The sequence below is a fragment of the Arthrobacter globiformis genome (assembly GCF_030817195.1).
GTDB lineage: Bacteria > Actinomycetota > Actinomycetes > Actinomycetales > Micrococcaceae > Arthrobacter > Arthrobacter globiformis_D.
Genome location: NZ_JAUSYZ010000002.1, coordinates 69142 through 94250 on the forward strand (window position 1 = coordinate 69142; position 25109 = coordinate 94250).

The 25109-nt window shown below is 61.9% G+C and carries 24 protein-coding genes and 1 pseudogene; 14 read left to right on the forward strand and 11 right to left on the reverse strand.

What is annotated here, in order from left to right; genetic code table 11:
• Positions 1-51: 51 nt before the first annotated feature.
• Positions 52-753, forward strand: a complete 702-nt coding sequence (locus QF036_RS24145) for a GntR family transcriptional regulator (protein WP_307106188.1) — start codon at positions 52-54, stop codon at positions 751-753.
• An 884-nt stretch (positions 754-1637) separates the two neighbouring features.
• Positions 1638-1775 (forward strand): hypothetical protein, encoded by a 138-nt coding sequence (locus QF036_RS24150; protein WP_307106189.1) that lies wholly within the window; start codon positions 1638-1640, stop codon positions 1773-1775.
• Positions 1776-2003: 228 nt separating this feature from the next.
• Here the strand turns inward: QF036_RS24150 and QF036_RS24155 are convergent, their stop codons facing one another.
• From QF036_RS24155 to QF036_RS24195, 9 genes are all read right to left on the reverse strand, one after another.
• Positions 2004-2234, reverse strand: a complete 231-nt coding sequence (locus tag QF036_RS24155) for a hypothetical protein (RefSeq protein WP_307106191.1) — start codon at positions 2232-2234, stop codon at positions 2004-2006.
• Between the two features lie 1165 nt (positions 2235-3399).
• Entirely contained in the window at positions 3400-4845 is a 1446-nt protein-coding gene (locus QF036_RS24160) for a purine-cytosine permease family protein (RefSeq protein WP_307106193.1), read from the reverse strand.
• Between the two features lie 291 nt (positions 4846-5136).
• A complete protein-coding gene (locus QF036_RS24165) occupies positions 5137-5661 on the reverse strand; it encodes a VOC family protein (RefSeq protein ID WP_307106195.1) in 525 nt (174 codons plus the stop codon).
• Positions 5658-6497, reverse strand: coding sequence for an SDR family NAD(P)-dependent oxidoreductase (locus QF036_RS24170; RefSeq protein ID WP_307106196.1), 840 nt, complete (start codon positions 6495-6497; stop codon positions 5658-5660). Before QF036_RS24170 ends, QF036_RS24165 begins: the two co-directional genes overlap by 4 nt.
• The gene (locus QF036_RS24175; RefSeq protein ID WP_307106197.1) at positions 6452-6958 is read right to left on the reverse strand and encodes a nuclear transport factor 2 family protein; all 507 of its coding nucleotides are present in this window, start codon (positions 6956-6958) and stop codon (positions 6452-6454) included. The genes QF036_RS24170 and QF036_RS24175 overlap by 46 nt, the downstream gene beginning before the upstream one ends.
• 62 nt (positions 6959-7020) lie before the next feature.
• A complete protein-coding gene (locus QF036_RS24180; protein ID WP_307106198.1) occupies positions 7021-7857 on the reverse strand; it encodes an SDR family NAD(P)-dependent oxidoreductase in 837 nt (278 codons plus the stop codon).
• A gap of 10 nt (positions 7858-7867) precedes the next feature.
• Positions 7868-8983, reverse strand: coding sequence for a sugar ABC transporter substrate-binding protein (locus QF036_RS24185; RefSeq protein WP_307106200.1), 1116 nt, complete (start codon positions 8981-8983; stop codon positions 7868-7870).
• A 45-nt stretch (positions 8984-9028) separates the two neighbouring features.
• Positions 9029-10048: an ABC transporter permease gene (locus tag QF036_RS24190; protein WP_307106202.1), complete on the reverse strand. Its 1020-nt coding sequence runs from the start codon at positions 10046-10048 to the stop codon at positions 9029-9031.
• Between the two features lie 50 nt (positions 10049-10098).
• Positions 10099-11664, reverse strand: coding sequence for a sugar ABC transporter ATP-binding protein (locus QF036_RS24195; RefSeq protein WP_307106203.1), 1566 nt, complete (start codon positions 11662-11664; stop codon positions 10099-10101).
• Positions 11665-11918: 254 nt separating this feature from the next.
• Between QF036_RS24195 and QF036_RS24200 the strand changes: the two genes are divergently transcribed.
• From QF036_RS24200 to QF036_RS24250, 11 genes are all read left to right on the forward strand, one after another.
• Positions 11919-13025, forward strand: a complete 1107-nt coding sequence (locus QF036_RS24200; RefSeq protein ID WP_307106205.1) for an NADH:flavin oxidoreductase/NADH oxidase — start codon at positions 11919-11921, stop codon at positions 13023-13025.
• Positions 13026-13060: 35 nt separating this feature from the next.
• Positions 13061-13501: a nuclear transport factor 2 family protein gene (locus tag QF036_RS24205; protein WP_307106206.1), complete on the forward strand. Its 441-nt coding sequence runs from the start codon at positions 13061-13063 to the stop codon at positions 13499-13501.
• Positions 13502-13540: 39 nt separating this feature from the next.
• Positions 13541-14257, forward strand: coding sequence for a GntR family transcriptional regulator (locus tag QF036_RS24210; RefSeq protein WP_307106208.1), 717 nt, complete (start codon positions 13541-13543; stop codon positions 14255-14257).
• Positions 14258-14461: 204 nt separating this feature from the next.
• Positions 14462-15511, forward strand: a complete 1050-nt coding sequence (locus tag QF036_RS24215; RefSeq protein WP_307106210.1) for an NADH:flavin oxidoreductase/NADH oxidase — start codon at positions 14462-14464, stop codon at positions 15509-15511.
• Positions 15512-15614: 103 nt separating this feature from the next.
• On the forward strand, positions 15615-17102 hold the full coding sequence (locus QF036_RS24220) for a fumarylacetoacetate hydrolase family protein (RefSeq protein ID WP_307106212.1): 1488 nt from the start codon (positions 15615-15617) through the stop codon (positions 17100-17102).
• Entirely contained in the window at positions 17099-17788 is a 690-nt protein-coding gene (locus QF036_RS24225) for a GntR family transcriptional regulator (RefSeq protein ID WP_307106213.1), read from the forward strand. Before QF036_RS24220 ends, QF036_RS24225 begins: the two co-directional genes overlap by 4 nt.
• 28 nt (positions 17789-17816) lie before the next feature.
• Positions 17817-19358 carry a 5-carboxymethyl-2-hydroxymuconate semialdehyde dehydrogenase gene (gene hpaE, locus QF036_RS24230; RefSeq protein ID WP_307106216.1) on the forward strand — a complete coding sequence of 514 codons (1542 nt, stop codon included), beginning with the start codon at positions 17817-17819 and terminating at the stop codon, positions 19356-19358.
• Between the two features lie 33 nt (positions 19359-19391).
• Complete coding sequence (gene hpaD, locus QF036_RS24235) at positions 19392-20477, forward strand: 3,4-dihydroxyphenylacetate 2,3-dioxygenase (protein WP_307106217.1); 1086 nt, start codon at positions 19392-19394, stop codon at positions 20475-20477.
• A gap of 85 nt (positions 20478-20562) precedes the next feature.
• Entirely contained in the window at positions 20563-21348 is a 786-nt protein-coding gene (hpaH, locus tag QF036_RS24240) for a 2-oxo-hept-4-ene-1,7-dioate hydratase (RefSeq protein WP_307106219.1), read from the forward strand.
• Entirely contained in the window at positions 21333-22163 is an 831-nt protein-coding gene (locus QF036_RS24245) for an HpcH/HpaI aldolase family protein (RefSeq protein WP_307106221.1), read from the forward strand. Before hpaH ends, QF036_RS24245 begins: the two co-directional genes overlap by 16 nt.
• 79 nt (positions 22164-22242) lie before the next feature.
• Entirely contained in the window at positions 22243-23748 is a 1506-nt protein-coding gene (locus QF036_RS24250; RefSeq protein ID WP_307106224.1) for an NAD-dependent succinate-semialdehyde dehydrogenase, read from the forward strand.
• A 486-nt stretch (positions 23749-24234) separates the two neighbouring features.
• Here QF036_RS24250 and QF036_RS24255 read toward each other — a convergent pair.
• A pseudogene (locus QF036_RS24255) lies at positions 24235-24552 on the reverse strand (IS982 family transposase); the annotation flags it as partial.
• A 136-nt stretch (positions 24553-24688) separates the two neighbouring features.
• Entirely contained in the window at positions 24689-24937 is a 249-nt protein-coding gene (locus QF036_RS25415; RefSeq protein WP_373460329.1) for a cupin domain-containing protein, read from the reverse strand.
• On the opposite strand from QF036_RS25415, the gene QF036_RS24260 reads away from it, so the two are divergent.
• Positions 24869-25039, forward strand: coding sequence for a hypothetical protein (locus QF036_RS24260; RefSeq protein WP_307106226.1), 171 nt, complete (start codon positions 24869-24871; stop codon positions 25037-25039). The genes QF036_RS25415 and QF036_RS24260 overlap by 69 nt on opposite strands.
• Positions 25040-25109: the final 70 nt, after the last annotated feature.

Below are 25109 nucleotides of genomic sequence, written 5' to 3' on the forward strand. Positions count from 1 at the left end.
GCGCAAACTCCCGTTTGCAACCTACGCGAAGTGACTAGTCAGGAGAATGACATGAAAGCGGGCGGACCCTCCGGAGCAAAGACTGCTCTCGCCTATAACCACGTCAAGCGCCGGATTCTGGAGGGTACGTACTCCCCCGGGTATCGACTTGTCCTTGAACAAATCTCCCGTGAGGCAAGCGTCAGTACAGTACCTGTAAGAGAAGCGCTAAGGCGACTCGAAGCTGAAGGGTATGTCGTTTACAACCACAACGCGGGAGCCCGGGTAGCGGAACTGGACGCAGCCTCTTATGACGCGATTCAGCAGGTTATAGCCGTCCTTGAAGGTGCCGCTACAGCAAGCGCTGCGCCCTTTGTCACTGGCGAGGCGCTAGCGCAGGCGAAGGTGCTGAATGAGGAGATGCGCCGCTGCCGCGAGTTATTTGACGCTGAAGGATTCATGGAGCTTAACGGCAAGTTTCACGACCTGCTATGCGGCCCTTGCCAGAACGAGCGGTTGCTTGAACTACTCAACGGTGAGCGGAGTCGGATGAGCATCCTCCGCCAGCCAACTCTTGGCATTATCCTCCGTCTTGCAGAGCAGTTCATTGACGACCACGACAGGTTGATAGCGTTGATCGCTGTCGATCCCTACAGCACGGACATCCAGATGCTCGCCCAGGCACACAAGCAAAGAATTCTCGAAGCTGTCCGATCAGCCACGGCTACCGCTCAGACTAAGGGTGGCAAGGAAGAATTGGTGGGGCAGGTTTGACATTAGCCTTGGTGTCGCTTAGGAGTTCGGTTTTGGAGATCATGCGTTGGGGGTCGCGGCCTCTATCCGGTTACCGTTAGTCATTCAGTGGTGACGTATAGCGGTGCCATTTGAGTTGCGCGGTCGCGCACGTCGATGAAGTAGGCGGCTCCAGGTTTCCTGTGAACTCACCGGTGGTAAGCAGTGCCAGGCCGGCGGTAAGCATGGCGTGTTCAACTGCGACAACCACCTTGAGGAGTCCGCGCCGAGAGGCCATGCTCCGGTATTGGCTGCGAAATATGTGCTGTCGGAACGCCGAGAGTGCCGCGATGCGAGGGCGTCACGGAGGTAGTGCTGCCCTGCCGGGTTTTGGTTGCCCTGACCCGGCCGGCGGACTCGTTGGAGCCGGGTGACGTTCAGCCTGGGATGCCACCTGCTGCGGCGATAAGACGCCAGTGTCCGGCCCCTGTCTCGGCGATGACCTCGCCAATCCTATGCTGAATCCCGGAATGCTCTTCGGGAGCCCTTGGGCAAAACGCAAGGGCTCCGTCGGCGGTTCAATCCTGGTGCGAAGGTTCATCGATGTCACTTGTGTGGGCATCGATGCGGGTTTCGGTACAGTTCCGCCGTGTACCGATGATGGTCGCTGTACCGGTCAGTGAAGGCATCGGTAGATCCCGGATCTTTGGCCGCATCAGCCGGTGCCCCAGCTCCGCCAGGACTGCCGGACCCTGGCGCATCAGCCGCCCCGATACTCCGTAATCTCCGAGGCCACGGAGGACAGCTTGAAGCAGGCGTCTTCAGCAGTTTCTCTGCACTTCCCTGGTGCTGACCGTCCTCGCCCCGGTCAGGTCGCGCAGTTCGCGAATTGGCGGAAGAGGAACTAATGGAGGAGCGCGTCAGCCGTGCGCACCCCGGTCGGCAAGCCAGGCCGCGTCGGAGACAGGGATCTTACGGCCCGGCACGTTTATGGCGCCACGGGCATTGACCAGCATCACGTCCAGCCCGTTGTCGTCCAGGCGGTAGCGGAAGGGCGCCAGTAGTCGGTGGACGTGGTGGGCCTGCCTCCAGGGCCCTGGTCGCAGACCTTGTTGTCAACGATAGACAAGCAAAGTCTTTCCTCAGAGCCTGTTCCCGACCATGTGGATCAGCCATGTCGACCGGGCGAACGTTAGCTCTTGTTTCGGCGACCTCGAATGTCCGAGGGGTGCGGGCTTTCGCGGCCATCGGCTTGCATCTCTGCGTTCCCCGTCGGGCGTCTCAGACGAACGCTAACATCCCGGTGGCGCGTTCTCCTCCAATGTCTGTCCATAGGGGACTTTGACGCTGGCGGCGACGGTGTAGCGCGAGTACCCATGGCGAGTCACCAGAATGCCGTACCGGCCCTCTTCCATGGTTTGCTGAATTACTGCGTTTTCAGCTGTGTTGAGCTCCTCTTCGATGAGGCGCGGATCATTGGCCTCAACGAAGTAGGCCTCTCCGGCTCCGATGGTGCTGATCATCCTGTTGCTCCTGGCTGCGGTTGCTGGTCTGTTTCGCGTATCAAATCCTGTTTTGGGGTCGCCGGCTTCAAGAGAAACGCCTCGTGGTAAGCCATTTCGGAGGCCAGTGCCGCCGAGGCCGTAACCTCGGTGGATTGGTGTATCCGTTCAAGTACCGCCTCAGAATCCGGGCTCGCGGTCTCATTGGAGGATAGGAGCGACCGGAACGCGGCAAAGCGGGTCAACCTCCCTTTCAGCTCAGCGATGTGTTCCTCGATGTCTGCCAAGAGTTGATCCCGCCACGTTTCCGAAAGGGGCTCAGCGCCGAATGGCTTTGCGTCCGAGGGTCGCCGGTTCGGGCTCGACTCGTGCCCTCTACGCCGGCTGCTACCAAGGTCTGCTAACAGCCTTACGAATGCCTGCGCGGGGGACGATAGTGGGGTTAGGAGTCTGCGGTCAGCCGCTTGGTCGCCCTTGGCCGCGTCGCTCGAATGTTCCATCCCTCTCCTTCTCCGGCGTTGTGAAGCCCTGCCCGCTGGGTGCGTGCCACTTTCGTGGCACCCCTAGGGCCGCCGGTGGGCCGTTTCACTTGGCCGCTGACACGGCTGCGAACGGTCTCATTTGAGGGACTACAGTGTCGCAGTCGTAGATCAATCGAAGAGCAGCACCGCAGTCTGCGCCGGTTAGCAGTCCCTTACTAGGAAGGGGTTTCACACGAGGACACCTACTTCGCATGCTTGGGCTACCGCGAGCTCAGTTGGCGGTAGCCCAAGCATCCCCAGGACACTCTTACCGCTGCTTGGGAAGTATCGAATGGTGAACGGCATCCCCACTTCAGGGAAGCACATTGTTCCGCGCGCCCCCTGCAGTTCCTCGTTTTTCCGTACGACCACGGGTGTCCGACGCTTCAAGCCTTCCAGAACCTCGACCAGTAGGCGCCTCATCACTCAGACGACCGTAAGGTTGTGCTGAGGTGCCTGCTTGTAAAGGACGGGACCGGGGGTCTCCGGACGTGGGCTATGCCTGTCGGTCGCACGCATGCGACTACTTGAGGATGACCAGGATTCGGTGTGCTGCAGACAGAGGCGCTTAGGCGCAAGGTGTCCCCGTCGCCATCAGTAGTTCAGAAAGGTCTCATTCTTTCTGTGACCGATCAGCAGCATCAGGGATGTTTTCGTTCCACTCTTTAGGTTGTAATCCGAGTCACAGACGGTGATTCGTCCATAGTGTTGAGCGGGGCTTCCCGGACGGCATTGAACTCAGGTGAGAAGTCGCGGTGGCGGGTGAGCAGCAGGTATGTGCCGGAGGACACTGCCAGTCCTATTGCGAAGGCGATATCTGCCCCGCCGAGGGCGGTGGCGACCGGACCGGCGTAGATGGCAGTGCTGAAGAAGGGGACCATGCAGATAAATCCGAGGGTGTAGCTGATGATACCGGGGACCCCCCAACGACCGTAGATTCCGCCATCGGGCTTAAGGATGTCTGTGATGGAGTAGCGGCCCCGACGGACGATGTAGTAGTCGGTAAGGTTAACGGCCGTCCAGGGGATCAGGAAGTATCCGAGGATGCTCAGGAAGGCCGCGAAGGCACCCAAAAAGTCCGGGGGAAGCAGGAGAGTGGCCGCGATGACGATCACTCCCGCAGCAGCGATAGTGATCGCTCGTACCTTGGAGCTTGATGTCATCGTCCGAAATGCCTCGAGGGCGCTCAGGAAAGAGACGCTGCCGCTGTAGAAGGAGAGGGAGCACGTGATGAGGCATGAGATGACTGCCAGAGCCATCGTCGCTGTTCCGAGTCCGAACCCAAAGGAGTCTCCCATGTCGTGGATGGCGGTGATGACGTCCGCCTTCGGCATGGCGATAGCCAAGGCAGCGCCTAACGACTCGAGCCATACGGCCGAGACCATCGTGCCGCCGAAGACGGCGGCCGACACTGCCCTTCCCTTCGTCTTTGAAGGAAGGTACCGGGTGTAGTCCGAGACGATTGGGGCGATCGCGATCTGATATGTTGCGGCCGCCCCGAATTGGGCGAGGAACGGGACTGGCTCGAATGCGCTGTTACTGAGCATGGTGCCGATCGGGAGCACTACGATAGCAGCGATAGTGAGCAGGACAAGGTTGGCAAGAGTGAGGTACGACGCGATCTTCTCGATGCGCAAGAGGAGGTTGTATCCAACGATCGCCACAAGGACGGCTACCGCACCAATGACGACGTCGAAAAGACCGATCTGGTCAACAGTGATAGCTGCGAGGGACGAGGCGCCTGTTTGAATGAAGAAGACAGCGAAGCCGAACTGAACAACTGTGGCTGCGGCTAGGGGGAGTACAGCTCCGCGTGAGCCGAACTGAACACGGGACTGAATCATCTGAGGTAAGCCCATGTGAGGCCCTTGGGCGCCATGGAATGCTTGGAACAGCGTGCCAAACACGCTGCCCAGGATGATGGCAAGCAGGGCCCAGGAAAGGCCAAGCCCCATCGAGGGGCCTACGGCGCCGGTGAAAAGGGTGATGAGGGTGGCATTGACCATGAACCAGAACTGGACCTGCGTACGGACTGTGCCGTGGCGCTCCCCTTCTGGAATAAAGTCGAACGACCGGGCTTCGACAATACTGTCGCGTGGCTGTGGCTGCATTGTATTCTCCAGTACGGTGAAAGCAGAGTTTGCGGGTGGTGGGGATGAAACGTAATTACCTTCGTGCCGAGCCGGACCGGCGAAACGTACACGCTATTTCGACGATATGGCGGCGGGCGGTCCTTTAGCCGATCAGGAACGGCTGGCGGAATGTTCGTCACGGCGGTCTTAAGTTCTTAGTTCTTTCCAAGCCGACGAACATAAGAGCCGTGGTCAAAAGAAGCAACGAGCTCGCGGTAGTTAGGGCCGTTTCGGGAACTGATCGTGGCACTAACACAGCGATTCGCAGAATCAGCCTTTCCTGACTGCTTGTGATGAGGATCGGTTGGAGTCAGACCAGGGCTGAGAGTAGATGGAGAACCTGTCCTCCTGGATGAACTCAACCCAAAGTCCGTCTGGGTCCTGAATGAAGACCCATTGAGCCTTGCCATCAGGCAGGGCCCCGATTTCGATGCTCTCATCGGCCAATCCCCTGCTGCATAGGTCGGCCAAGGTCCCTTGGATATCGTCTGTTGCCAAGGCGAGATGCTTTATCCCTAGGACGTCCAAGTCATTTCCGAAGCCTGGCGTTAGTGGCGGCAGTTGCCTGTTTTTCTCATAGGCAAATAGTTCGAGCGCATACTCTTCGAGCTGAAGATGAACGAGAGTGGCGCCGTCGAACTCCGCCCTGTTGATCTCTTCAAATCCCAACCCCGTGTAGAAGCTTAGGGAGGTGGCAAGGTCACGAACAGAAATCGCTGTGTGGTGTGGTCGGTATCTAGGCAAGTTTAAAATTTCTCCTTCTGATTGTTCAGCCGACAGCGGATTTTGAATCACCAGATCTGGAACCCTCCATTGACCGCGAGCGAAGCGCCCGTGATGTTCTTGGCCCGCTCTGAGGCCAGGAACGCCACGGCGTGGCCGATGTCTTCGCAGTAGTGCCCACGACCCAGCGGGATGCCCCCCACTTGTCGGTCCCACTGTTGTGGGTCCGAGTTGTCCCAGATGGGGGTCCGTACAATGCCAGGGCAAACCGCGTTGACGTTCACGTTGTGCTTGGCCAGTTCAATTGCCGCGGATTGGGTGATCCCAATAACGGAAAACTTCAACGCTTTGTAGGCCGAGTGCTCGTCCATGGGACTTTTGCCCGGCATCGGAGCGATGTTTACGATCTTGCCGGCGCCGCGGGCTTCAAAGTAGTCGCCGGCGGCCTGACAGGCAAAAAAGACCGCCTTGGCATTTATGTCGTTGATGAAGTCCCAGCTTCTCTCTGTCACCGGCAGAAAGGGTGTCTGGTGGGCAGCACCGGCATTGTTGACGAGGATATCCACCGATCCAAATGCTTCTTCTGCCCGGGCTAAAACCTCCGCCGTGGAGGACAGGTCCAGCACATCCTGCCTGAAGCACGTTGCCTGCTGCCCTCGCGCTCGGATTGCCTCCGCACTTTCCTGTGCGTGGGATAGCTGGAGCCCTGTCACAACTACAGCTGCCCCATCTGCCGCTAACACATCGGCGATGCCCCGGCCTATACCTTGACCGGCTTCCGTAACGACCGCGACCTTGCCCGCGAGGGGTTTGGTCGGGGAACTGACCCTTGCATTCACATATAGATCCTGGAGTTCGCCGGTCAGAAGGGACGGTCGAGGGCGTCGATGGCTTCGTCGATCTTCCACCGATTGTCTTCCTTGACCATGCGGAACCGATAGAACCCCGTGGTGACGAGCTGGGCTTCTTTTTCTATACCGAAATTCGCCATATACGCGATAACCACCGCCTCGCTCGCTGTAAGGTGTTCAACTGTCATGCTGCCCAGTAGGTGTCGCCGCTGGTCCGACTGGGACTGCATTACTTCCTCAAGCCAGCTGATGACATGCGCCCGGCCGTGCTCGCTGGAAAGGGGTCCTTCTCCCACTCGGTAAGAGAACGTCACGGACTCGGTGAACAGGCTTTCGATGACACTCACGCGTCGCTCGTCATAGGCGATGGCATACCGCGAAGCAGTTTCCATAACCATAAGGCGGTCCGCCAGCGCGGTTAGGTCTGAGGGGACGGGCGCGACGGGCTGGAGGTCGATGACACCGGTAGCGTGAGCCCAGGCCGGGGTGCAGGCTTCTGGTGTACTTGCTGCAGTCATGGTCTTACCTTTCAAATCTTTGCATTGAGAGATAGTCGTCTAGATAGCTAACGGCCGGGAAGTCAGCTGATCGTGCGGCCACCGTCAACCAGAAGCTCCGCACCAGTGATGTACGACGCTTCATCAGAGGCGAGGAATAGGACAGCGTTGGCGACCTCGTGCGGCTGGCCCGCCCGCAACAGCGGGGTACGGGTGATGTCGGGATGCGCGTCACCGGCGGCGGCCAGCACTTCCCGCGTCATCGGTGTTTCGATGATCCCGGGGGCTACGGAATTGACGCGAATGCCGTCCGGAGCAAATTCAACTGCTGCTGTCCTGGTCATGATGAAAACGGCGGCTTTGGCTGCCTGGTAGGCGACAGCGCCTCCGCTGCCAATATGTGCGTAGGTTGAGGACAGATTCACAATGGAGCCGCCTTTACCGTTTTCACGCATGAGGGCCACACCGTGCTTCATTCCTAGCCAGACGCTTGTCTGGTTGATGTTGATCGTGCGGTCCCAGTCAGTGCGCTCGATCTTGGAGATGCCGTTCAAAGACAGAATGCCCGCGTTGTTGATGAGAATGTCCAGACCTTCAAAGCGGTCGCGGATGCGGTCCATGGCCGTAGCCCACGCGGATTCGTCCGTGACGTTGAGTTCGAGGCCAAGTGCCTCTCCCCCGGCTTCCTGGATACGGTTAACGACCGCGGCGACACCCTCTTGGTTGATGTCGGCGACGACGACCCTTGCACCTTCACGGGCGAAGAGTTCGGCTTCGACGGCACCCTGGCCGCCTGCCGCACCAGTGATGAGTGCAACTTTTCCGCTGAGACGTCCCATGATGTTCTCCTTCTGTTTTTGGCCGCCATTCGACGGCTGATTTTGTTTGCCAGTGGGCGGGAGCCGGACGCCCCCGCCCACGGGCTTACGGTTAGCTGGTCTTCCAGAGTTTGAGGTAGGCGTTCTTCCAGTCGAGGTCGCCGTCCCACGGGATCGATGTGACGTTGTCTTTGGTGATGAGCTTCTCGGGCACGTTGACCGTCTTGAGGTTCGTCGGGAGGTTCCCGGCCAGGAGGCGGATCATTTGGTCCACGGCCGCGTAGGACTGCCATTCGACGCTGACACCGATCGTGGCCTTGAACGGTTCATCGCCTGTCTTGATGGCCTGGAGCGCGCCGGCGTCGCCGTTCTGGGAGACGACGGTGACTTTCCCATTCTGAGGTGAGCGCTTAATCACGGGGCTCAGTGACATGGCCACCGGGTCGTACGCGGTCCAGACTGCGTTGGCGTTCGGGTTGGCCTGCAGTGTGGCCTGGAACTCGCTGGGGACCTGGGTCTGCAGGTTCGCGATCTGGAAATTGATGTCCTTCACGATCTGGCAGCCGGGGCACAGCTCCTTGAGCCCGTCAGCAAAGCCTTGGTGCCATTCGACAACGGAGGGGAATTCAGGGTCGTTCACGGAGATGACCTTGCCCGCGCCCTTGGTCGCTACGGTGAGGAACGCGGCGTTCCAGCGTCCTGCCTTGGTGTGGTCGTAGAGGGTGTTCGCGTCGGCAAAGCCTTCGTCTGCGGGTTCTGACATGTTGACTACTTTGATCCCCGAGGTCCGGGCGGTGGAGATGTCGTCCTTGACGACACTGGACGGAATGGACCCGAGGAAGATGCCGTTGGCCTTGAGCTGGATTGCTGTGCGGATGGCTGAGCGCATCTTGTCGGGGTCGCCGGCCGGGTCAATCATCTGGTAACGCCATCCCAGCGCCTTGGCGGCTTCGGCGATGGCGTCGACTTCGCGCTTGCAACCCTCGGCGGCGTAGGCGCAGGGGATGCCGACGACGAGTTTGTCCTTGGGGACGTTGACGGCTTCGGTTGGGAAGTCGAACTTGGTGACCTTGGCCTGCGCCTCGGTGACCACCTTCTGTGCTGCCGAAACATCATTGTTCCCGCCGCCGCTGTTGCCCGCCCCTTGGGAGCTGCCGCAGGCGGTGAGCGCCAGGGCGCCGGCCAGCACTGCTGCCCATGCCGCCGCGCGGTGCTTGATTCTGGTCATGGTGATGCCTTTCAGATGGGAGGTGAAGAAGTGTAAGCAGGATCGTCAGATCGCTGCCTTGCGGCGGCGCTTCCCGACGAGAACGGAGGCGGCGACTGCGACCATGAGGGCGACGCCGTTGAAGATGTTGGTCACCCAGGTTTGGGCTCCGAGGAGGGTGAGACCGTTGCTGCCTACCGCCAAAAGGACGACGCCGATGACCGTGCCCCAGACGTTGAAGTAGCCGGGCTTGATCGTGGTCGCGCCGAGGAAGGCGGCCGCGTAGGCCGGGAGCAGGAAGTCCGGGCCCAGGGTCGGGGCGGCCGTTCCGCCCCGTGATGCCAGCAGCGCACCGGCCAGGGCGGCGAGGACCCCGGCAACGATGAAGGATGAGGCGAGGTAGCGGTCAACCCGTACACCGCTAAGGCGTGCAGCGTCACGGCCCATGCCGGTGGCACGAAGGTAGCGGCCGTAGGGCGTCTTCTCGATTACGTAGTAGAGGAACAGGCTGAGCACGACGGCATAGGCAAGTACGACCTGCAGGTCGAATACCCGGGTGATGGTGAGTGCGCCGAACGCGTCCGAACCCAGCACCAGGAGGGAACTGCCGGTCACCAGCAGGTTCAATCCCGAGAGGATCGTGGCCGAGGCAAGCGTGGCGATGAAGGCATTCACACCGACCTTGACGACGAGGACCGCGTTGACGATGCCGACGACGGCGCCGACCGCCAGGCAGGCGAGGATGACCAGGGGCAGCGGGGCTCCGGCGTTGGAGACTGCGATGGCCGTGATCGCGCTGAAGCCCAGGATCGCCCCAAGGGACAGGTCGAATTCGCCGGCGGCCAATGGCAGGATCGCCGCGAGGGCGAGGATGACGGGGATGGACTGGTCGGACAGGATGGCTTTGGCGTTATCGGACGTAGGGAAAGTGTCCGGCAGCATTACCGAGAAGACGATGATCATCAGGACGAGGAAAATGATGACCCCGTAGGAGGTGGCGACGGTGCCGACATCGGGCCGCTTCCGCCCAGCTTTGGGAGTCTTGGCCGAGGGACGTTCATGGACGGTGCTGGTTGTGGTGCTCATGGCTTCCTTCTGGGAAATCTCGTGCGGTGGAGTGGGAGCGGTGGGAGGAGTCATGCCGCTGCTCCATGTCGGGCGCAGAGGAGCGCCAAGTGCTCCTCGCTGATCTCTTCGCCTGTTGCCTCGGCAACTAGCCGGCCGCGGTCCAGGACCAGGACCCGGTCGCAAAGGCCGACGAACTCTTCGAAGTCGGTCGAAGCCAGAACCACAGCCAACCCATCTGCGGCAAGGACCCGGATAATGTTGGCGATTTCTTGCTTCGCCAGGGCATCCACGCCCTGCGTGGGCTCGTCCAACAGCAGTACCGTTCCGCCGAAGCCGGAGGCCCGGGCGACAACCACCTTCTGCTGGTTACCTCCGGAAAGGAGCCCGATGAGCCGGGAGGGATCCGCCGGTTTGACCGAGAACTGTTCGATCAACCGCAGGGCGCCATCGCGCTCCTTCCGGCCGTCCAAGGCGCCGTTCCGGGTGAATAACTTCAACCTGCCAAGGGTGATGTTCTCTCGGACCGTCATCGGCAGCACTGCTCCTTCGCGGCGTCGCTCCTGGGGCACGCAGGACACCCCTGACGCAATGGCCGCAGCGGGAGAACCGGGTGAGTAGGTCTTCCCGGCGAGTTCCATCTGCCCGGAAGAGGGAGCCTGTGCGCCGGCCAGAATACGTATCAATTCGCTGCGCCCGCAGCCCACGAGCCCGGCGATGCCCAGAATCTCTCCGGAGCGGACCTGCAGATCTATTCCCCGCAGCCGCGGGCCGGTAACCCCAGCAGCGGAGAGCACGACATCACCTTCACGTTCGCTCTGGCGCGGAATTTTCGTCTTCTCCAGTCGCTTTCCCACAACCCGGGCCACGATATCGTCCACCCCCATTTCCTCAAGGGGTTCGTCGGCGACAAGCTTTCCGTCACGGAGAATCACCAGCTGGTCAGCGATGCGCTTCACCTCTTCAGTCCGGTGGCTGACATAAATCACCGTTCCGCCATTAGCCTTCAGTTCCTCCAGCGAGGTCAGGATCGTGTCGACCTCCTCGACAGGAAGGGAAGCCGTGGGCTCGTCGAGGACGACGATGTTTTTCGCGAATGCCCCCACGCCCGATTCTTCTTCGTCCTGGAAAGCTCTCGCCAGGCCGACCATAGTCCGCAACGTTGGGTTCAGTGACCCAACCAGCGCACCCGGGTGCGCGGAGATAGCGAATTTTTCCAGTGTCGCGGCCACATGTTCGTGCTGGCGGCGTTTGTTGATCGGACCGAGGGAGCCTGGGGCACGGAAACGGTCAACGAAAGCGAAGTTGTCCGCGATCGTAAGGCTGTCCACCAAGCCAACGTCCTGGTGGAGGAAACGCAGCCCGGCCTCATGTGCGCTGCGCGGGGTCATCGGCAGTGGCATGTCTGTCCCGCCGATGGAGAGCTGAGCGCCGGCATCCGGCTGGTAGACCCCCGCGAGGACCTTGATGAGCGTGGATTTGCCCGAACCATTCATCCCCAGCAACGCGGTGATTTTTCCCCGCGGCACTGTAAACGAGACGTGGTCCAACGCCCTCTGACCGGAAAACGTCTTAGACAGATTTCTGATCCTGAGAGCATCAGAACCTACACGGACGTCAGCGTCCGAAGTATCCATGGGATTGCCTTCCAAAGGAGGGGTGGTGCCGCTGCGAGCCGCGTGTCCTGTCTGACGCAATTCGCCTCCCGTCTCCGATTCGGTCACGAGGGAGTCACAGATTGTGAGGAGGGTCACCTTTCAGGTTGTGGTTCTGATCATATCTACATTATGATCATATCTACAAGCCGGGAGAGCGAGCTCCTGCGGGTTCCCGCCCCCGGCTTCACAAGACTTAGGCCCTTAGCCTCGGTAGAAGCCTTTGGAAGGTAAAAATGTCCACACCCCATCTGTTCCAGCCCATGACCGTGCGATCAAAGGAGATTCGGAATCGAATCTGGGTTTCGCCTATGTGTCAGTACTCCTGCGAAAACCAGGACGGGATGCCAAACGACTGGCATTTGGTGCATCTCGGCCAGTTTGCTGCCGGCGGTGCTGGCCTCATCATGGCTGAGGCGACGGCAGTGAACCCTGCGGGTCGGATCTCAAGTGAAGACACGGGGATGTGGAATGACGAGCAGCGCGATGCTTGGGCGCGTATAGTCCGATTCATTCACGAGCAGGGTGCGACGGCAGCAATTCAGTTGGGACATGCCGGCCGGAAGGCGTCCGATTACAGGTTGTTTGACGCACGCTGCGGCACCACTAAGCCCATCTCGGAGGGGGGGTGGCGGACAGTTGCTCCGTCAGCCCTGGCGTTTCCCGGGTTTGATGTCCCTGAAGAGTTGGACATCGCTGGAATCGACCGGGTCGTTGATGATTTCGCCGCTGCAGCGACCAGAAGTGTGCAGGCGGGATTCGATGTTATCGAAATCCACGCGGCCCACGGCTACCTCATCCATGAGTTTCTGTCCCCGCTAAGCAATATCCGAACTGATGAATATGGTGGTTCACTCGAAAACCGGGCGCGCCTGCTGCTTCGGATAGTGCGCGCCGTCCGCGAAGCGATCGGCGACCATCATGGCCTCTTTGTACGCTTCTCAGCTACGGACTGGGCAGAAGGCGGGTGGGACCAGGACCAGACTGCGGTTGTGGCTGCGATGGCACGGGACGCTGGGGCTGATGTCTTCGACATCTCCACCGGCGGCCTGATTGATGGGGTTGAGATTCCGGTTGGCGAGGGATATCAAGTACCTCTCGCTGATCACATTAAGTCGGCATCGGAAGTCGCCACCTCGGCCGTTGGCCTGATCACAACATCGGAATATGCCGAAGAGGTCTTGGCCAGTGGACGCGCGGATGCCGTCATGCTGGGCCGGGAACTGCTTAGGGATCCACATTTTGCCCTGCGCGCAGCCCGGGACCTCAACGTTCACGTGGACTACTGGCCGCGACAGTACAAAGCCGTGCAATGGAAGGCCCGGCAGCCCGCGGACAACTGAGTACCCTCACAGCACTAATTCGAGAACGGACATTCATGAAACCGAAGACAGCAACCGGCACGCTTACGGCCTTGGACCGGTTGGAAATCCAGGAGCTAACGACAGGCTACGGAGTGCATCATGACCGCAGGGACTTTGCATCCCTGCGGGATTGCTTCACCGCCGACGCGACCTACACGATGCACATCAAGGGCGGCCCCACGTATGGCCCCCATGCCGGGCCAGATGCCATCGTGGCTCAAATTCAGGCTTTCAAAGAATCGCAAAACGACACCCGTCGTCACCACATCACTAACATCCAGATAGAACCTATCGGAGACGACACCGCGTCAGTAATCTCTTACGTCCTGGTCTCGGCGACGGATGCCCAGGGGCTCTCCATCAAGACAGTAGGCACATACGCCGACACTGTCACAAGAACGGCGGAGGGCTGGCTCATCGCCCGCAAGGAACTCCATCTGGACTCAGCCTTCTAGCATGCTCCTTCTCCTCGGCCAGCAGGAAGTGGTGACTCAATGAGGAAGGTTCGTCCGTTAAGCACAAAAACCAGCCAAGCCTACGAGTATGTAAAGAGGCGCATTCTTGACGGCTCATATGCTCCCGGCTACCGCCTCGTTCTGGATAACATCGCACGGGAAGCGGATACGAGTCAGCTTCCCGTGCGCGAGGCGCTTCGCCGCCTGGAGGCCGAGGGGTATGTGACGTATAGGCACAATGCAGGAGCGTCGGTTGCAGAACTTGATCCTGACTCTTACGAAAGCACACAAGCTGCGATTGCGGTTCTGGAAGGGGCAGCAACCGCCGACGCGGCTCCCTTCCTGACCGCCGAGGTACTCAGCAAAGCCGTGGATCTGAATAACGAGATGCGACGCAGACGCGAGCTCTTTGACGCGGAAGGCTTTATAGACCTAAACGCTCAATTTCACGACCTACTGTGCAGCCGCTGCCCCAATGTTCACTTGCTGGAGCTGTTGGAGGGCGAACGTAGCCGAATGGCCCGCATAAGGCAGCCAACTCTAGGCATAGTCATGCGGCACTCAGCTGAATTCGTGGCTGACCACGACCGCCTTCTGGAAATGCTCCGAACTAATCCCCGCTCCCCCGACATCCAGCTACTGGCCCAGGCGCACAAGCGGCGGATACTCGAGGCTGTTCACACCGAGGCCGTCACACCTCACGCACCCCCAAGGGAGCCGGCGGAACTGGCGGATATCGATGCGAGCACTCCCTAAATCCAGATGCCTCCTTGCGGGCATCGAAAGGCAGATGAGTGTCCGGGACGCTTGGCCCGAACTGCCCCTCAAGTCATCTGCTTTCCCCAACATGGTCAAGGATCCGATGAGACCGGCGCGGCCAGCCTCTCGGTGCTTTGACAGCCCCTTTTTGAGATCAGGAGAAAGGACGTCTCAGATAATGTCGAACGGGTTCGTGATTACGTGAAAGCGGACAGCCTACTCTTTTCCCCATACCGGCTCGGTGGCATGGAACTCAAAAACCGGATCGTCATGTCGCCGATGCTCATGTATCAGGCCGGAGCCGACGGGTATGCTACCGAGCGCCAAGTGCTCCACTACGGTGCCCGCGCTCTAGGCGGCGTGGGACTCGTCATGACCGAGGTTATTTCAGTAGAGCCGCGGGGCCGCATCAGTGATTCTGATCTTGGGCTTTGGTCCGACGCGCACATACCTGGCATCAGCCGCATAGTGGAAGCTGTCCACGCGTGTGACGCTAAGGTGGGGGTCCAACTGGCGCATGCCGGGCGCAAGGCCATTCCTAGCGGCTGCGTGGCACCTTCGCCGATACCTCACTCCGACGAGTCGGCCACCCCATCCGAGCTTACGACGGCCGAAATACACCAACTGGTTCAGCACTATGTTGCCGCGGCTACCCGGGCTGAGCAGGCAGGGGTGGACTGCCTTCAGATCCACGCCGCTCATGGTTACCTTATTCATGAGTTCCTGGCGCCAATGTCCAATAAACGGACGGATGAGTACGGCGGAAACCTGGAAAATCGTGCCAGGTTTCTCCTCGAGGTAGTAAGCGGTGTTCGTGCAGCCCTCCCAGCCGCCAAACCCCTCATGGTCCGCTTCTCCGGTGCGGACCTGGTGGACGGAGGAGTCTCGGCTGCGGATGCCGGCCAGCTAGCCAAGTGGCTCGAGGCAGCAGGCGCCGACTTCCTTGAGGTGACGTCAGGGAACATCACCACTTCATACGCCGGTGACGTGTATCCGGGCTATCAGATCAAGTTTGTGGAGAACATTCGCCGGCAGTCGGGGTTGCCGCTGGGATCGGTGGGGTCAATCCAATCGGCCGATCTCGCAGAGTATCTTTTGCGCGAAGGAGGGATAGATCTGGTTTTCATAGGGCGCGCCCTACTGCGTGATCCTTTCTGGGCAATTCACGCGGCAACCGAGATCGGATTGGAGCCCCCTCTGCCCATCCCGACCTATGCACGCGCGAGCGGGCCCTACCACCGCGGCTTCTGACCGGCTTCGGCTGCCACAGCAGGACTAAGGAGGCCCCCTTGACATAGCCCATAGGGTCAGCTTTCATATTCGTATACGATTTTATATCTAATAAGGAGAAGGTTTGGAGCAGGTCAACGACGACACCCTGGCAGGAGCACGCAAGGTGATCGCTGTGCACATCAACTACCCCAGCCGCGCAGCCCAGCGCGGCCGCACCCCGGCGCAGCCCTCCTACTTCCTGAAGCCGTCGTCGTCGCTGTCCCTGACCGGAACCGCCGTCGAACGCCCCTCCGGCTGCGAACTCCTCGGCTACGAGGGCGAAATTGCCATCATCATCGGCAAGGCAGCCCGCCGCGTCGGGGTCGAAGACGCCTGGGGCCACGTCGCCGCGGTCACGGCCAGCAACGACCTCGGCGTGTACGACCTCCGCTATGCGGACAAGGGGTCCAACCTCCGGTCCAAGGGCGGCGACGGCTTCACCCCGGTGGGCCCGGCACTGATCCCGGCAGACGCCGTCGACCCCGCCAGCCTGCGCATCCGCACCTGGCACAACGGCGACCTGGTGCAGGACGACACCACCAAAGACCTGCTCTTCCCGTTCGCCCGGCTCGTGGCGGACCTGTCCCAGCTGCTCACCCTCGAGGAAGGGGACATCATCCTCACCGGGACGCCGGCCGGCGCGTCCGTGGCCGTACCCGGCGATGTCCTGGAAGTTGAAGTCAGTACGGCTGATGGGGCGCTGAGCACCGGCCGCCTCACCACCGCTGTTAAGGAAGGCACGACGGCGTTCGCTGAGTTTGGTGCCCAACCCAAGGCCGATGACCTTCAGCGCGAAGAGGCGTACGGTTCGCGGGAAGCGGCAGGCCTTCCGGCTGTTTCTTCGGAGGCTGCCGCCTCGGTCCTGACCCCGGAGCTGAAGGCCAAGCTGGAGAGCGTCTGCACCGCCACGCTGTCCTCCCAGCTGCGCAAGCGCGGCCTGAACAACGTCAGCATCGACGGGCTGACCGCCACCCGCCCCGACCGCAAGGTGGTGGGCCTGGCCCGGACCCTGCGCTACGTGCCCAACAGGGAAGACCTGTTCAAGACCCACGGCGGCGGCTTCAACGCCCAGAAGCGGGCCATCGACTCGGTCAACGAAGGCGAAGTCCTGGTCATGGAAGCCCGTGGCGAGAAGGGCACCGGAACCATCGGCGACATCCTTGCCCTCCGCGCCCAGGTCCGCGGCGCCGCGGCCATCATCACCGACGGCGGCGTCCGCGACTTCTCCGCCGTGGCCGCCATGGAACTGCCCACCTATTACTCCAACCCGCACCCCGCCGTGCTGGGCCGGCGCCACATCCCGTGGGACACCGACATCACCGTCGCCTGCGGCGGCACCACGGTACAGCCCGGCGACATCATCGTGGCGGACTCGGACGGCATCCTGGTGATCCCGCCGGCCCTGGCCGAGGAAGTCGCCAACGACTCGATCGCCCAGGAACGCGAAGAGGTTTTCATCGCGGAAATGGTTGAGCAGGGCCACAGCGTGGACGGGCTCTACCCGCTCAACGCCGAATGGCGCAAGAAGTATGAGGAGTGGGAAGCAATGGGAAGCAGGCAAACCCAATGACTGAAACAGTCAGCGCCAGGGCTGCCGAGAGCATTACTGACGGCACCGCCGGCAGCAAGTCCGAGCAGGCCTACCAGGCCATCAAGGCGCGAATCGTGGAAGGCACCTACACGCCCGGCTACCGGCTGGTCCTGGCCGCCATCGCCAAGGACCTCGGCTTCAGCGTTGTCCCGGTCCGGGAAGCGATCCGCCGGCTCGAGGCCGAAGGCCTGGTGAAGTTCGAACGCAACGTCGGGGCCACCGTGGCGGGCATCGACCCCACCGAGTACCTCTACACGATGCAGACCCTGAGCATCGTGGAGGGTGCAGCCACGGCATTGTCCGCGCCGCTGGTCGGCGAAGCGGACATTGCCCGGGCCCGCGCCGTGAACGAGGAGATGCGGGAGTGCCTGAAGCACTTTGACCCCGTACGTTTCACCCGGCTCAACCAGGACTTCCACAGCGTCCTGTTCGAGTCCTGCCCCAACCCGCACATCCTGGACCTCGTCCACCGCGGCTGGAACCGGCTCGCATCACTGCGGTCCTCAACGTTCCGCTTCGTTCCCGGCCGCGCCCACCAGTCCGTGGACGAACACGAGGCCCTGCTCCGGCTCATTGAATCCGGCGCCGACGCCGACACCATCGAAAAAGCAGCACGACGCCACCGCTCCGCCACCCTGGACGCCTACCTCGCCCAAACCAACTAGACCCCCGACAACAGTTAGGACTTCAACGATGACGACCTCCGTAGAAACCACCAAGCACCACATCCCGGAAAATCTGCCCACCCATCTCCAGCACTTCATCGACGGCAAGTTCGTGGACTCCGTGGGCGGGACGACCTTCGATGTACAGGACCCGGTATCGAACGAGAACTACGCCACTGTCGCGTCAGCCCAGCCGGAAGACGTCGACCTCGCCGTTGCAGCAGCAAAGCGCGCCTTCAAGGAAGGCCAGTGGTCGAAGATGCTGCCCCGCGAACGCTCCCGGGTGCTGCACAAGATTGCCGACATCGTCGAATCGCGGGACGATGAACTGGCTCTCCTCGAAAGCTTCGACTCCGGCCTTCCGATCACCCAGGCCAAGGGCCAGGCACGCCGCGCGGCGGAGAACTTCCGCTTTTTCGCCGACCTCATCGTCGCGCAAGAGGACAACGCGTTCAAGGTGCCCGGCCGGCAGCTCAACTATGTGAACCGCAAACCGATCGGCGTCGCGGCCCTCATCACTCCGTGGAACGTCCCGTTCATGCAGGAGTCCTGGAAGCTCGCTCCGGCAATCGCGACCGGCAACACCGTGGTTATGAAGCCGGCCAGCTACACCCCGCTCTCCGCTGTACTGTGGCCCGAGATCTTCCGCGAGGCCGGCCTGCCCGACGGCGTCTTCAACCTGATCTTCGGCTCCGGCGGCGTCGCGGGCGACTACCTGGTGAAGCATCCGGACGTCCCAATCGTCTCCTTCACCGGTGACAGCTCAACTGGTGCGACCATCTCGACCGCGGCCGCCCCCCAGTTCAAGAGCCTCTCGCTCGAACTCGGCGGAAAGAGCCCGGCCATCGTATTCGCCGACGCCGAGATCGATGCCGCTCTCGATGCCACCGTCTTCGGTGTGTTCAGCCTGAATGGCGAGCGTTGCACCGCTGGCAGCCGTGTGCTGGTACAGCGAGACATTTACGACGACTTCGTGGCCCGGTTCGCCGAGCGGGCGAAGAACATCGTGGTGGGCCTCCCGAGCGATCCCAAGACCGAAGTCGGGTCGCTCGTGCACCCGAACCACTTCGATAAGGTCATGGAATACATCGAGATCGGCAAGACCGAGGGCCGGCTGCTGGCCGGCGGCGGCCGCGCCGATGGATTCCCGAAGGGCAACTACGTTGCACCGACCGTTTTTGCCGATGTCTCCCCCGATGCCCGGATCTTCCAGGAGGAGATCTTCGGACCGGTCGTCGCGATTACCCCCTTTGACACTGATGAAGAGGCGCTGGCCCTGGCGAACAACACCAAGTATGGCCTGGCGGCCTACGTCTGGACCTCAAACCTGAAGCGTGCGCACAACTTCGCACACGCCATTGAGTCGGGCATGGTGTGGCTGAACTCGAACAACGTCCGTGACCTGCGCACGCCGTTCGGGGGTGTGAAGGCGTCCGGCTTGGGCCGTGAGGGCGGCTACCGCTCGGTTGACTTCTACACCACCCAGCAGTCGGTCCAGATCACCCTCAACGAGGCCCACTCCCCCAAATTCGGCAACGTCCAAGACGCAGCCGACACCAGCGACAGCTAACCCCTTCCCACCTTTCGAAGAAGAGAGAACATCATGACCAACTTCGTTCCCACCCCCACCGTCCCGGCACCGGACATCGTCCGCTGCGCCTACATGGAAATCGTGGTCACGGACCTCGCCAAGTCCCGCGAGTTCTACGTCGGCGTCCTCGGCCTTCACGTCACCGAGGAAGACGAGAACACCATCTACCTCCGCTCCCTGGAGGAGTTCATCCACCACAACCTGGTGCTCCGCCAGGGACCCATCGCCGCCGTCGCCGCCTTCGCCTACCGCGTGAAGTCCGCGGCTGAGGTGGACGCCGCGGAGGCCTACTACAAGGAACTCGGTTGCCGCACCGAGCGCCGCAAGGAAGGCTTCACCAAGGGCATCGGCGACTCCGTCCGCGTCGAGGACCCGCTGGGCTTCCCGTACGAGTTCTTCTACGAGACCGAGCACGTCGAGCGCCTCACCCAGCGCTACGACCTCTACTCCGCCGGTGAACTGGTCCGCCTGGACCACTTCAATCAGGTCACCCCGGACGTTCCCCGCGGCCGCGCCTACCTGGAGGACCTCGGCTTCCGCGTCTCCGAGGACATCAAGGATTCAGACGGCGTCACTTACGCCGCGTGGATGCACCGCAAGCAGACCGTCCACGACACCGCCCTCACCGGCGGCAACGGCCCGCGCATGCACCACGTCGCCTTCGCCACGCACGAGAAGCACAACATCATCCAGATCTGCGACAAGATGGGCGCCCTGCGCATCAGCGACCGGATCGAACGCGGCCCCGGCCGGCACGGCGTCTCCAACGCGTTCTACCTCTACATCCTGGACCCGGACGGCCACCGCATCGAGATCTACACCCAGGACTACTACACGGGCGACCCGGACAACCCCACCATCACCTGGGACGTCCACGACAACCAGCGCCGCGACTGGTGGGGCAACCCCGTCGTTCCCTCCTGGTACACCGAGGCCTCCCTGGTCCTGGACCTGGACGGCAACCCGCAGCCGGTCATCGAACGCACCGACGCCTCCGAAATGGCCGTCACAGTGGGCGCCGACGGCTTCTCCTACACCCGAAAGGAAGGGTCCTCCGAAGACGACCGGACGGGCTTCAAGCTGGGAGCCCAGGTCTAACGTGACCGGGTGGCCGGTTCCGTACCGCAACAGCGGGACCGGCCACCCTCACGAGCGACAGCCCCACCCCTTGAGGAGCGCACAAATGCTTGAACCAAAGATGATTGAGGCCATTGCGGACGAGCTGGTGGAAGCCGGCCGGACCCGCACCCCTGTGCCCCGCCTGACTGCCCGCTACCCGGACATGACGGTGGAGGACTCCTACGCGGTGCAGCAGCTGTGGCGGCGCCGGAACGAGGACGCCGGCCGGACCCTGGTGGGGCGCAAGATCGGCCTCACGTCCAAGGCCATGCAGGCCGCCACCGGCATCACCGAACCGGACTACGGCGCCATCTTCGATGACATGGTGCTCGAAACCGGCTGCTCCGTAGAGTGGGACCGCTACACCCATCCGCGGGTTGAGGTGGAGCTGGCGTTCGTCCTGAAGGACGGGCTCAAGGGTCCGGGCTGCACCATCTTCGACGTCCTGAACGCTACCGACTACGTGGTTCCGGCCCTCGAGATCCTCGATTCCAGGATCGAGATGGAGGGCCGGACCATCGTGGACACCATCTCCGACAACGCCGCCATGGGCGCCATGGTGGTGGGCGGCCGCCCGGTGAAGCCGGACGCCGTCGACCTCCGCTGGGTCTCCGCGATCCTCTACAAGAACCAGACAGTGGAGGAAACCGGCGTCGCAGCAGGCGTCCTGGACCACCCGGCCAACGGTGTGCACTGGCTGGCCAACAAGATCGCCGCGCACGGGGACAGCATGAAGGCCGGTGACATCATCCTCGCAGGATCCTTCACCCGCCCGCTCTGGGTCCACAAGGGCGACACCGTCCACGCCGACTACGGACCCCTCGGGAGCGTCACATGCCGCTTCGAATAGAGGACACGTTCCGGGACGCGCTCCGCCATCAAAACGGTAAAGCAGGCAGGCCGCTGGCCGGGATGTGGGTGTGCTCCGGCAGCCCGCTGATCGCCGAACTCTGCGCCGGGTCAGGGCTGGACTGGCTCCTGGTGGACGCTGAACACAGCCCCAACGGGCTCGAATCCATCCTGTCCCAGCTCCAGGCGATCCACGGCTACCCGGTCCACACCCTGGTCCGGCCGCCGGTGAACGACACGGTGCTGATCAAGCAGTACCTGGACCTTGGCGTGCAGAACCTGCTGGTCCCCATGGTCAATTCCGTGGCCGAGGCGGAAGCGGCGGTGGCAGCGACCCGCTACCCGCCGCACGGTGTGCGCGGGGTCGGTTCGGCTCTGGCCCGCGCGGCCCGCTGGAACCGGGTCCCGGACTACCTCGCCCGTGCATCGGAGACGGTCAGCGTCACCGTCCAGATTGAATCGACGGCTGCGGTTGAGGCCGTGGAGGACATCCTGAAGGTCGACGGCGTGGATGCCATCTTCTTGGGGCCCTCCGACCTCGCCGCGTCGATGGGGCTGCTGGGACAGCAGGAACACCCCGAGGTGCGTGCCGCCGTCGAACACTGCCTGGCCGCCGCGAAAGCGGCCGGCAAACCCGCCGGCGTCAACGCCTTCGCCCCCGCCACCGCCCGTGCCTATCTCGACGCCGGTGCCGCCTTCATCCTGGTGGGCGCCGACGTCGCCATCCTGGCCCGAGGCTCAGAAGCCCTCGCCGCCGAGTACGTCCGCAGGAATGACGTAAACCCGGCCGACGGCCCGTCCCGCGCCAGCTACTGACCCCGGTGGTTGGGCCCGCCAAACCTCTTCCAGGACAGACCCAACCACCGGCCCCTATACTTCCCAAGGAGACTCCCGCATGAACACTTCCCCCGCACTCTTCCCTGCCATCTCTCCCGAGCGTGAGGTTCAGCTCCTCACGTCCGTGCCCACCGGCCTGCTCATCGGCGGCCAGTGGCGGGACGCGTCCGACGGCGGCACGTTCGACGTGCACGACCCCGCCACCGGGGAGGTACTCGCCACCCTCGCCTCGGCCACCAGCGCGGACGCCCTCGCCGCACTCGACGCAGCGGACGCGGTACAGGCCTCCTGGGCCCGCACCGCACCCCGGGTACGGGCCGAAATCCTGCGCCGCGCCTTTGACCTGGTCACCGAACGCGCCGAGGACTTCGCGCTGCTGATGACCCTCGAAATGGGCAAGCCGCTGGCCGAAGCCCGCGGCGAGGTCGCCTACGGGGCCGAGTTCCTGCGCTGGTTCTCCGAAGAAGCGGTACGCGATTATGGCCGGTACCTCACCACCCCGGAGGGTAAGAACAAGATCCTGGTTCAGCACAAACCCGTCGGGCCTTGTCTGCTCATCACGCCGTGGAACTTCCCGCTCGCGATGGCCACTCGCAAGGTCGCCCCCGCCATCGCCGCCGGATGCACCATGGTCCTGAAACCCGCCAAGCTCACCCCGCTCACCGCCCAGTACTTCTCCCAGACCATGCTCGACGCCGGCCTGCCCGCCGGCGTCCTCAACGTCGTCTCCTCCTCATCCGCCTCCGGAATCTCCGGGCCGCTGCTCGCTGACCCGCGCCTGCGCAAGGTCTCCTTCACCGGCTCCACCCCCGTGGGCAAGCGGCTCATGGCCGACGCCGCGCAGAACGTCCTGCGCACCTCCATGGAACTCGGCGGCAACGCACCCTTCATCGTGTTCGAGGATGCTGACCTCGACGCCGCCGTCGAAGGGGCCATGGCTGCCAAGATGCGGAACATGGGCGAGGCCTGCACCGCAGCCAACCGTTTCCTCGTCCACGAATCCGTGGCACAGGAGTTTACCCGCAAGTTCGCCGCCGCCATGAAGGCCCTGGCCACTGGCCGCGGCACGGAAGCGACCACAAACGTTGGCCCGCTGATCGATGCCGGCGCCCGCGATGACGTGCACGCTTTGGTGAGCGCCGCTGTCGATGCCGGAGCAGTTGCTGTCACCGGCGGCGCACCGGTTGACGGTCCCGGGTACTTTTATCAGCCCACCGTCCTCGCCGACGTGCCCAACGACGCCGCGATCCTGGGTCAGGAGATCTTCGGCCCCGTCGCCCCGGTCACCACCTTCACCAGCGAGGAGGACGCCATTCGGCTGGCCAACGCCTCGGAGTACGGGCTCGCATCCTACCTCTACAGCCGCGACTTCAACCGGCTGCTGCGCGTCGCCGAGCAGATCGAGTTCGGCATGGTCGGCTTCAACGCCGGGGTTATCTCCAACGCCGCGGCACCCTTCGGCGGCGTCAAGCAGTCCGGGCTCGGCCGCGAAGGCGGCTCAGAGGGCATCGCCGAATACACCACCACCCAGTACATCGGCATCGCAGACCCCTATAAGAGCTAAGCCCAGCATCAACGATCGATCCTCAAAGGTTTCAGACGATTCGAACGCCTGGGTAGATGCCAAAGCGCTCCACCGTTCTTTAGCGGACACCCCAAAACCCGAAAGCTTGTCCACCTCGAGGCCACTGGAAGAGCCTATTCTCAGGTGCCCCGTGCTTGGCAAAATCAATTGGAGGAAAAATGCCCCGAGGCCGGCCACTGCTACGCACACACCATGAAACGGAGAGTCCCCATCCGACTTTCTTGCCCCCTCATAACGCCGACTACATTCGTGACTGGGCAACGTTGGCCACGGACGAACAAGTATTCATCGTGGAGAACGACGGTCCTGAACTTTCCGGTCGCGTTGATGCGGTGACCGAAGACGGTCTAATCCTTTGGCTGCAGCTTAACAGGGGTGAAGGACGCCGATTATTTATCCACGGGGATGCCGTATTCGTCTGGCGTGTTCCTGTAGGCGAATAGCACGCGGCGCACGGCTTTGATAGTGGTCGTAGGCGATGAGTGAGCGCTTGCGGGGTACGTTGATGCGCCAGTTGTGCCAGATGCCGGCGGCGAGGGCCAGGAGTCTGGCTGCCACCCGGGCGTAGACGCCGGCCATGGTCCGGCCGCCGTGGTCTTTGAGGCCGAGTTGGCCCTTGAGGGTATCAACGACGGATTCGATTCATTGCCGGATGCCGCCGAGTTTGCCGAAGCGGGGTTTCTCGTCCTTGCAGTCCGGGCGGATCAGGTGCGCGCCGAGGTCCTCGGTGATGAACCGTTCGAAGTCGCGGCCGGCGAAGCCTTTGTCTCGAGTGTTTAGTTGAGTGTTCACAACCCCGGCCCAACACTCTCCGCCTTACTTTAAAAGCTCCTGCGCCCCGCAACGGCAATAGGACTTACCCATCTAGTCCTATGTCCAGAAGGACCTATATTCGGATACGTGGTTGAGTAGGCTACATCTAGAGCTGTTCCATGGCGCCGGAAGAGCGGCCTCCAGGCTGCGTCGAATCCGAAGGGATGAGTTCCGGGCGAAGGGGGCTTACTGCCTCAACTGCAACCATTCGCTCGAGAATTCGGAATTCATGCGGGACGTCTCCAGGAACTACAACGACGTCCCCCGCAGAAGCTACAAATGTTTCATGCCCGATTACGACCTCAATTTTTCCTTCTATAAGGAAAGTCAGTTGTTCCGCGTCATGACGGTGCATGGCGATCACAGCGCCACTTGGAGCGATAGCGCGGACGAGTTGTATTCCTTCGCCCGTGACGACACGGAGGTCTGGCCCGGTTTCAGTCATGCCGGGAAGTAGCGTTCGGCTCAGGTTGTTCGCCGAAAGTACGCCTCTAAAAGCTGACAATTTATCTCCTTAGTTGTGACAG

Coding starts and splice junctions, on each gene's coding strand:
- QF036_RS24245 (WP_307106221.1), top strand. CDS start 21,333: ATGCCGCTTCGAATAGAGGACACGTTCCGGGACGCGCTCCGCCATCAA.
- QF036_RS24260 (WP_307106226.1), top strand. CDS start 24,869: ATGCCCGATTACGACCTCAATTTTTCCTTCTATAAGGAAAGTCAGTTG.
- QF036_RS24190 (WP_307106202.1), bottom strand. CDS start 10,048: ATGAGCACCACAACCAGCACCGTCCATGAACGTCCCTCGGCCAAGACT.
- QF036_RS24200 (WP_307106205.1), top strand. CDS start 11,919: ATGTCCACACCCCATCTGTTCCAGCCCATGACCGTGCGATCAAAGGAG.
- QF036_RS24185 (WP_307106200.1), bottom strand. CDS start 8,983: ATGACCAGAATCAAGCACCGCGCGGCGGCATGGGCAGCAGTGCTGGCC.
- QF036_RS24210 (WP_307106208.1), top strand. CDS start 13,541: ATGAGGAAGGTTCGTCCGTTAAGCACAAAAACCAGCCAAGCCTACGAG.
- QF036_RS24250 (WP_307106224.1), top strand. CDS start 22,243: ATGAACACTTCCCCCGCACTCTTCCCTGCCATCTCTCCCGAGCGTGAG.
- hpaE (WP_307106216.1), top strand. CDS start 17,817: ATGACGACCTCCGTAGAAACCACCAAGCACCACATCCCGGAAAATCTG.
- QF036_RS24160 (WP_307106193.1), bottom strand. CDS start 4,845: ATGCAGCCACAGCCACGCGACAGTATTGTCGAAGCCCGGTCGTTCGAC.
- hpaD (WP_307106217.1), top strand. CDS start 19,392: ATGACCAACTTCGTTCCCACCCCCACCGTCCCGGCACCGGACATCGTC.
- QF036_RS24155 (WP_307106191.1), bottom strand. CDS start 2,234: ATGATCAGCACCATCGGAGCCGGAGAGGCCTACTTCGTTGAGGCCAAT.
- QF036_RS24145 (WP_307106188.1), top strand. CDS start 52: ATGAAAGCGGGCGGACCCTCCGGAGCAAAGACTGCTCTCGCCTATAAC.
- QF036_RS25415 (WP_373460329.1), bottom strand. CDS start 24,937: ATGCACCGTCATGACGCGGAACAACTGACTTTCCTTATAGAAGGAAAA.
- QF036_RS24175 (WP_307106197.1), bottom strand. CDS start 6,958: ATGACTGCAGCAAGTACACCAGAAGCCTGCACCCCGGCCTGGGCTCAC.
- QF036_RS24225 (WP_307106213.1), top strand. CDS start 17,099: ATGACTGAAACAGTCAGCGCCAGGGCTGCCGAGAGCATTACTGACGGC.
- QF036_RS24195 (WP_307106203.1), bottom strand. CDS start 11,664: ATGGATACTTCGGACGCTGACGTCCGTGTAGGTTCTGATGCTCTCAGG.
- QF036_RS24205 (WP_307106206.1), top strand. CDS start 13,061: ATGAAACCGAAGACAGCAACCGGCACGCTTACGGCCTTGGACCGGTTG.
- hpaH (WP_307106219.1), top strand. CDS start 20,563: ATGCTTGAACCAAAGATGATTGAGGCCATTGCGGACGAGCTGGTGGAA.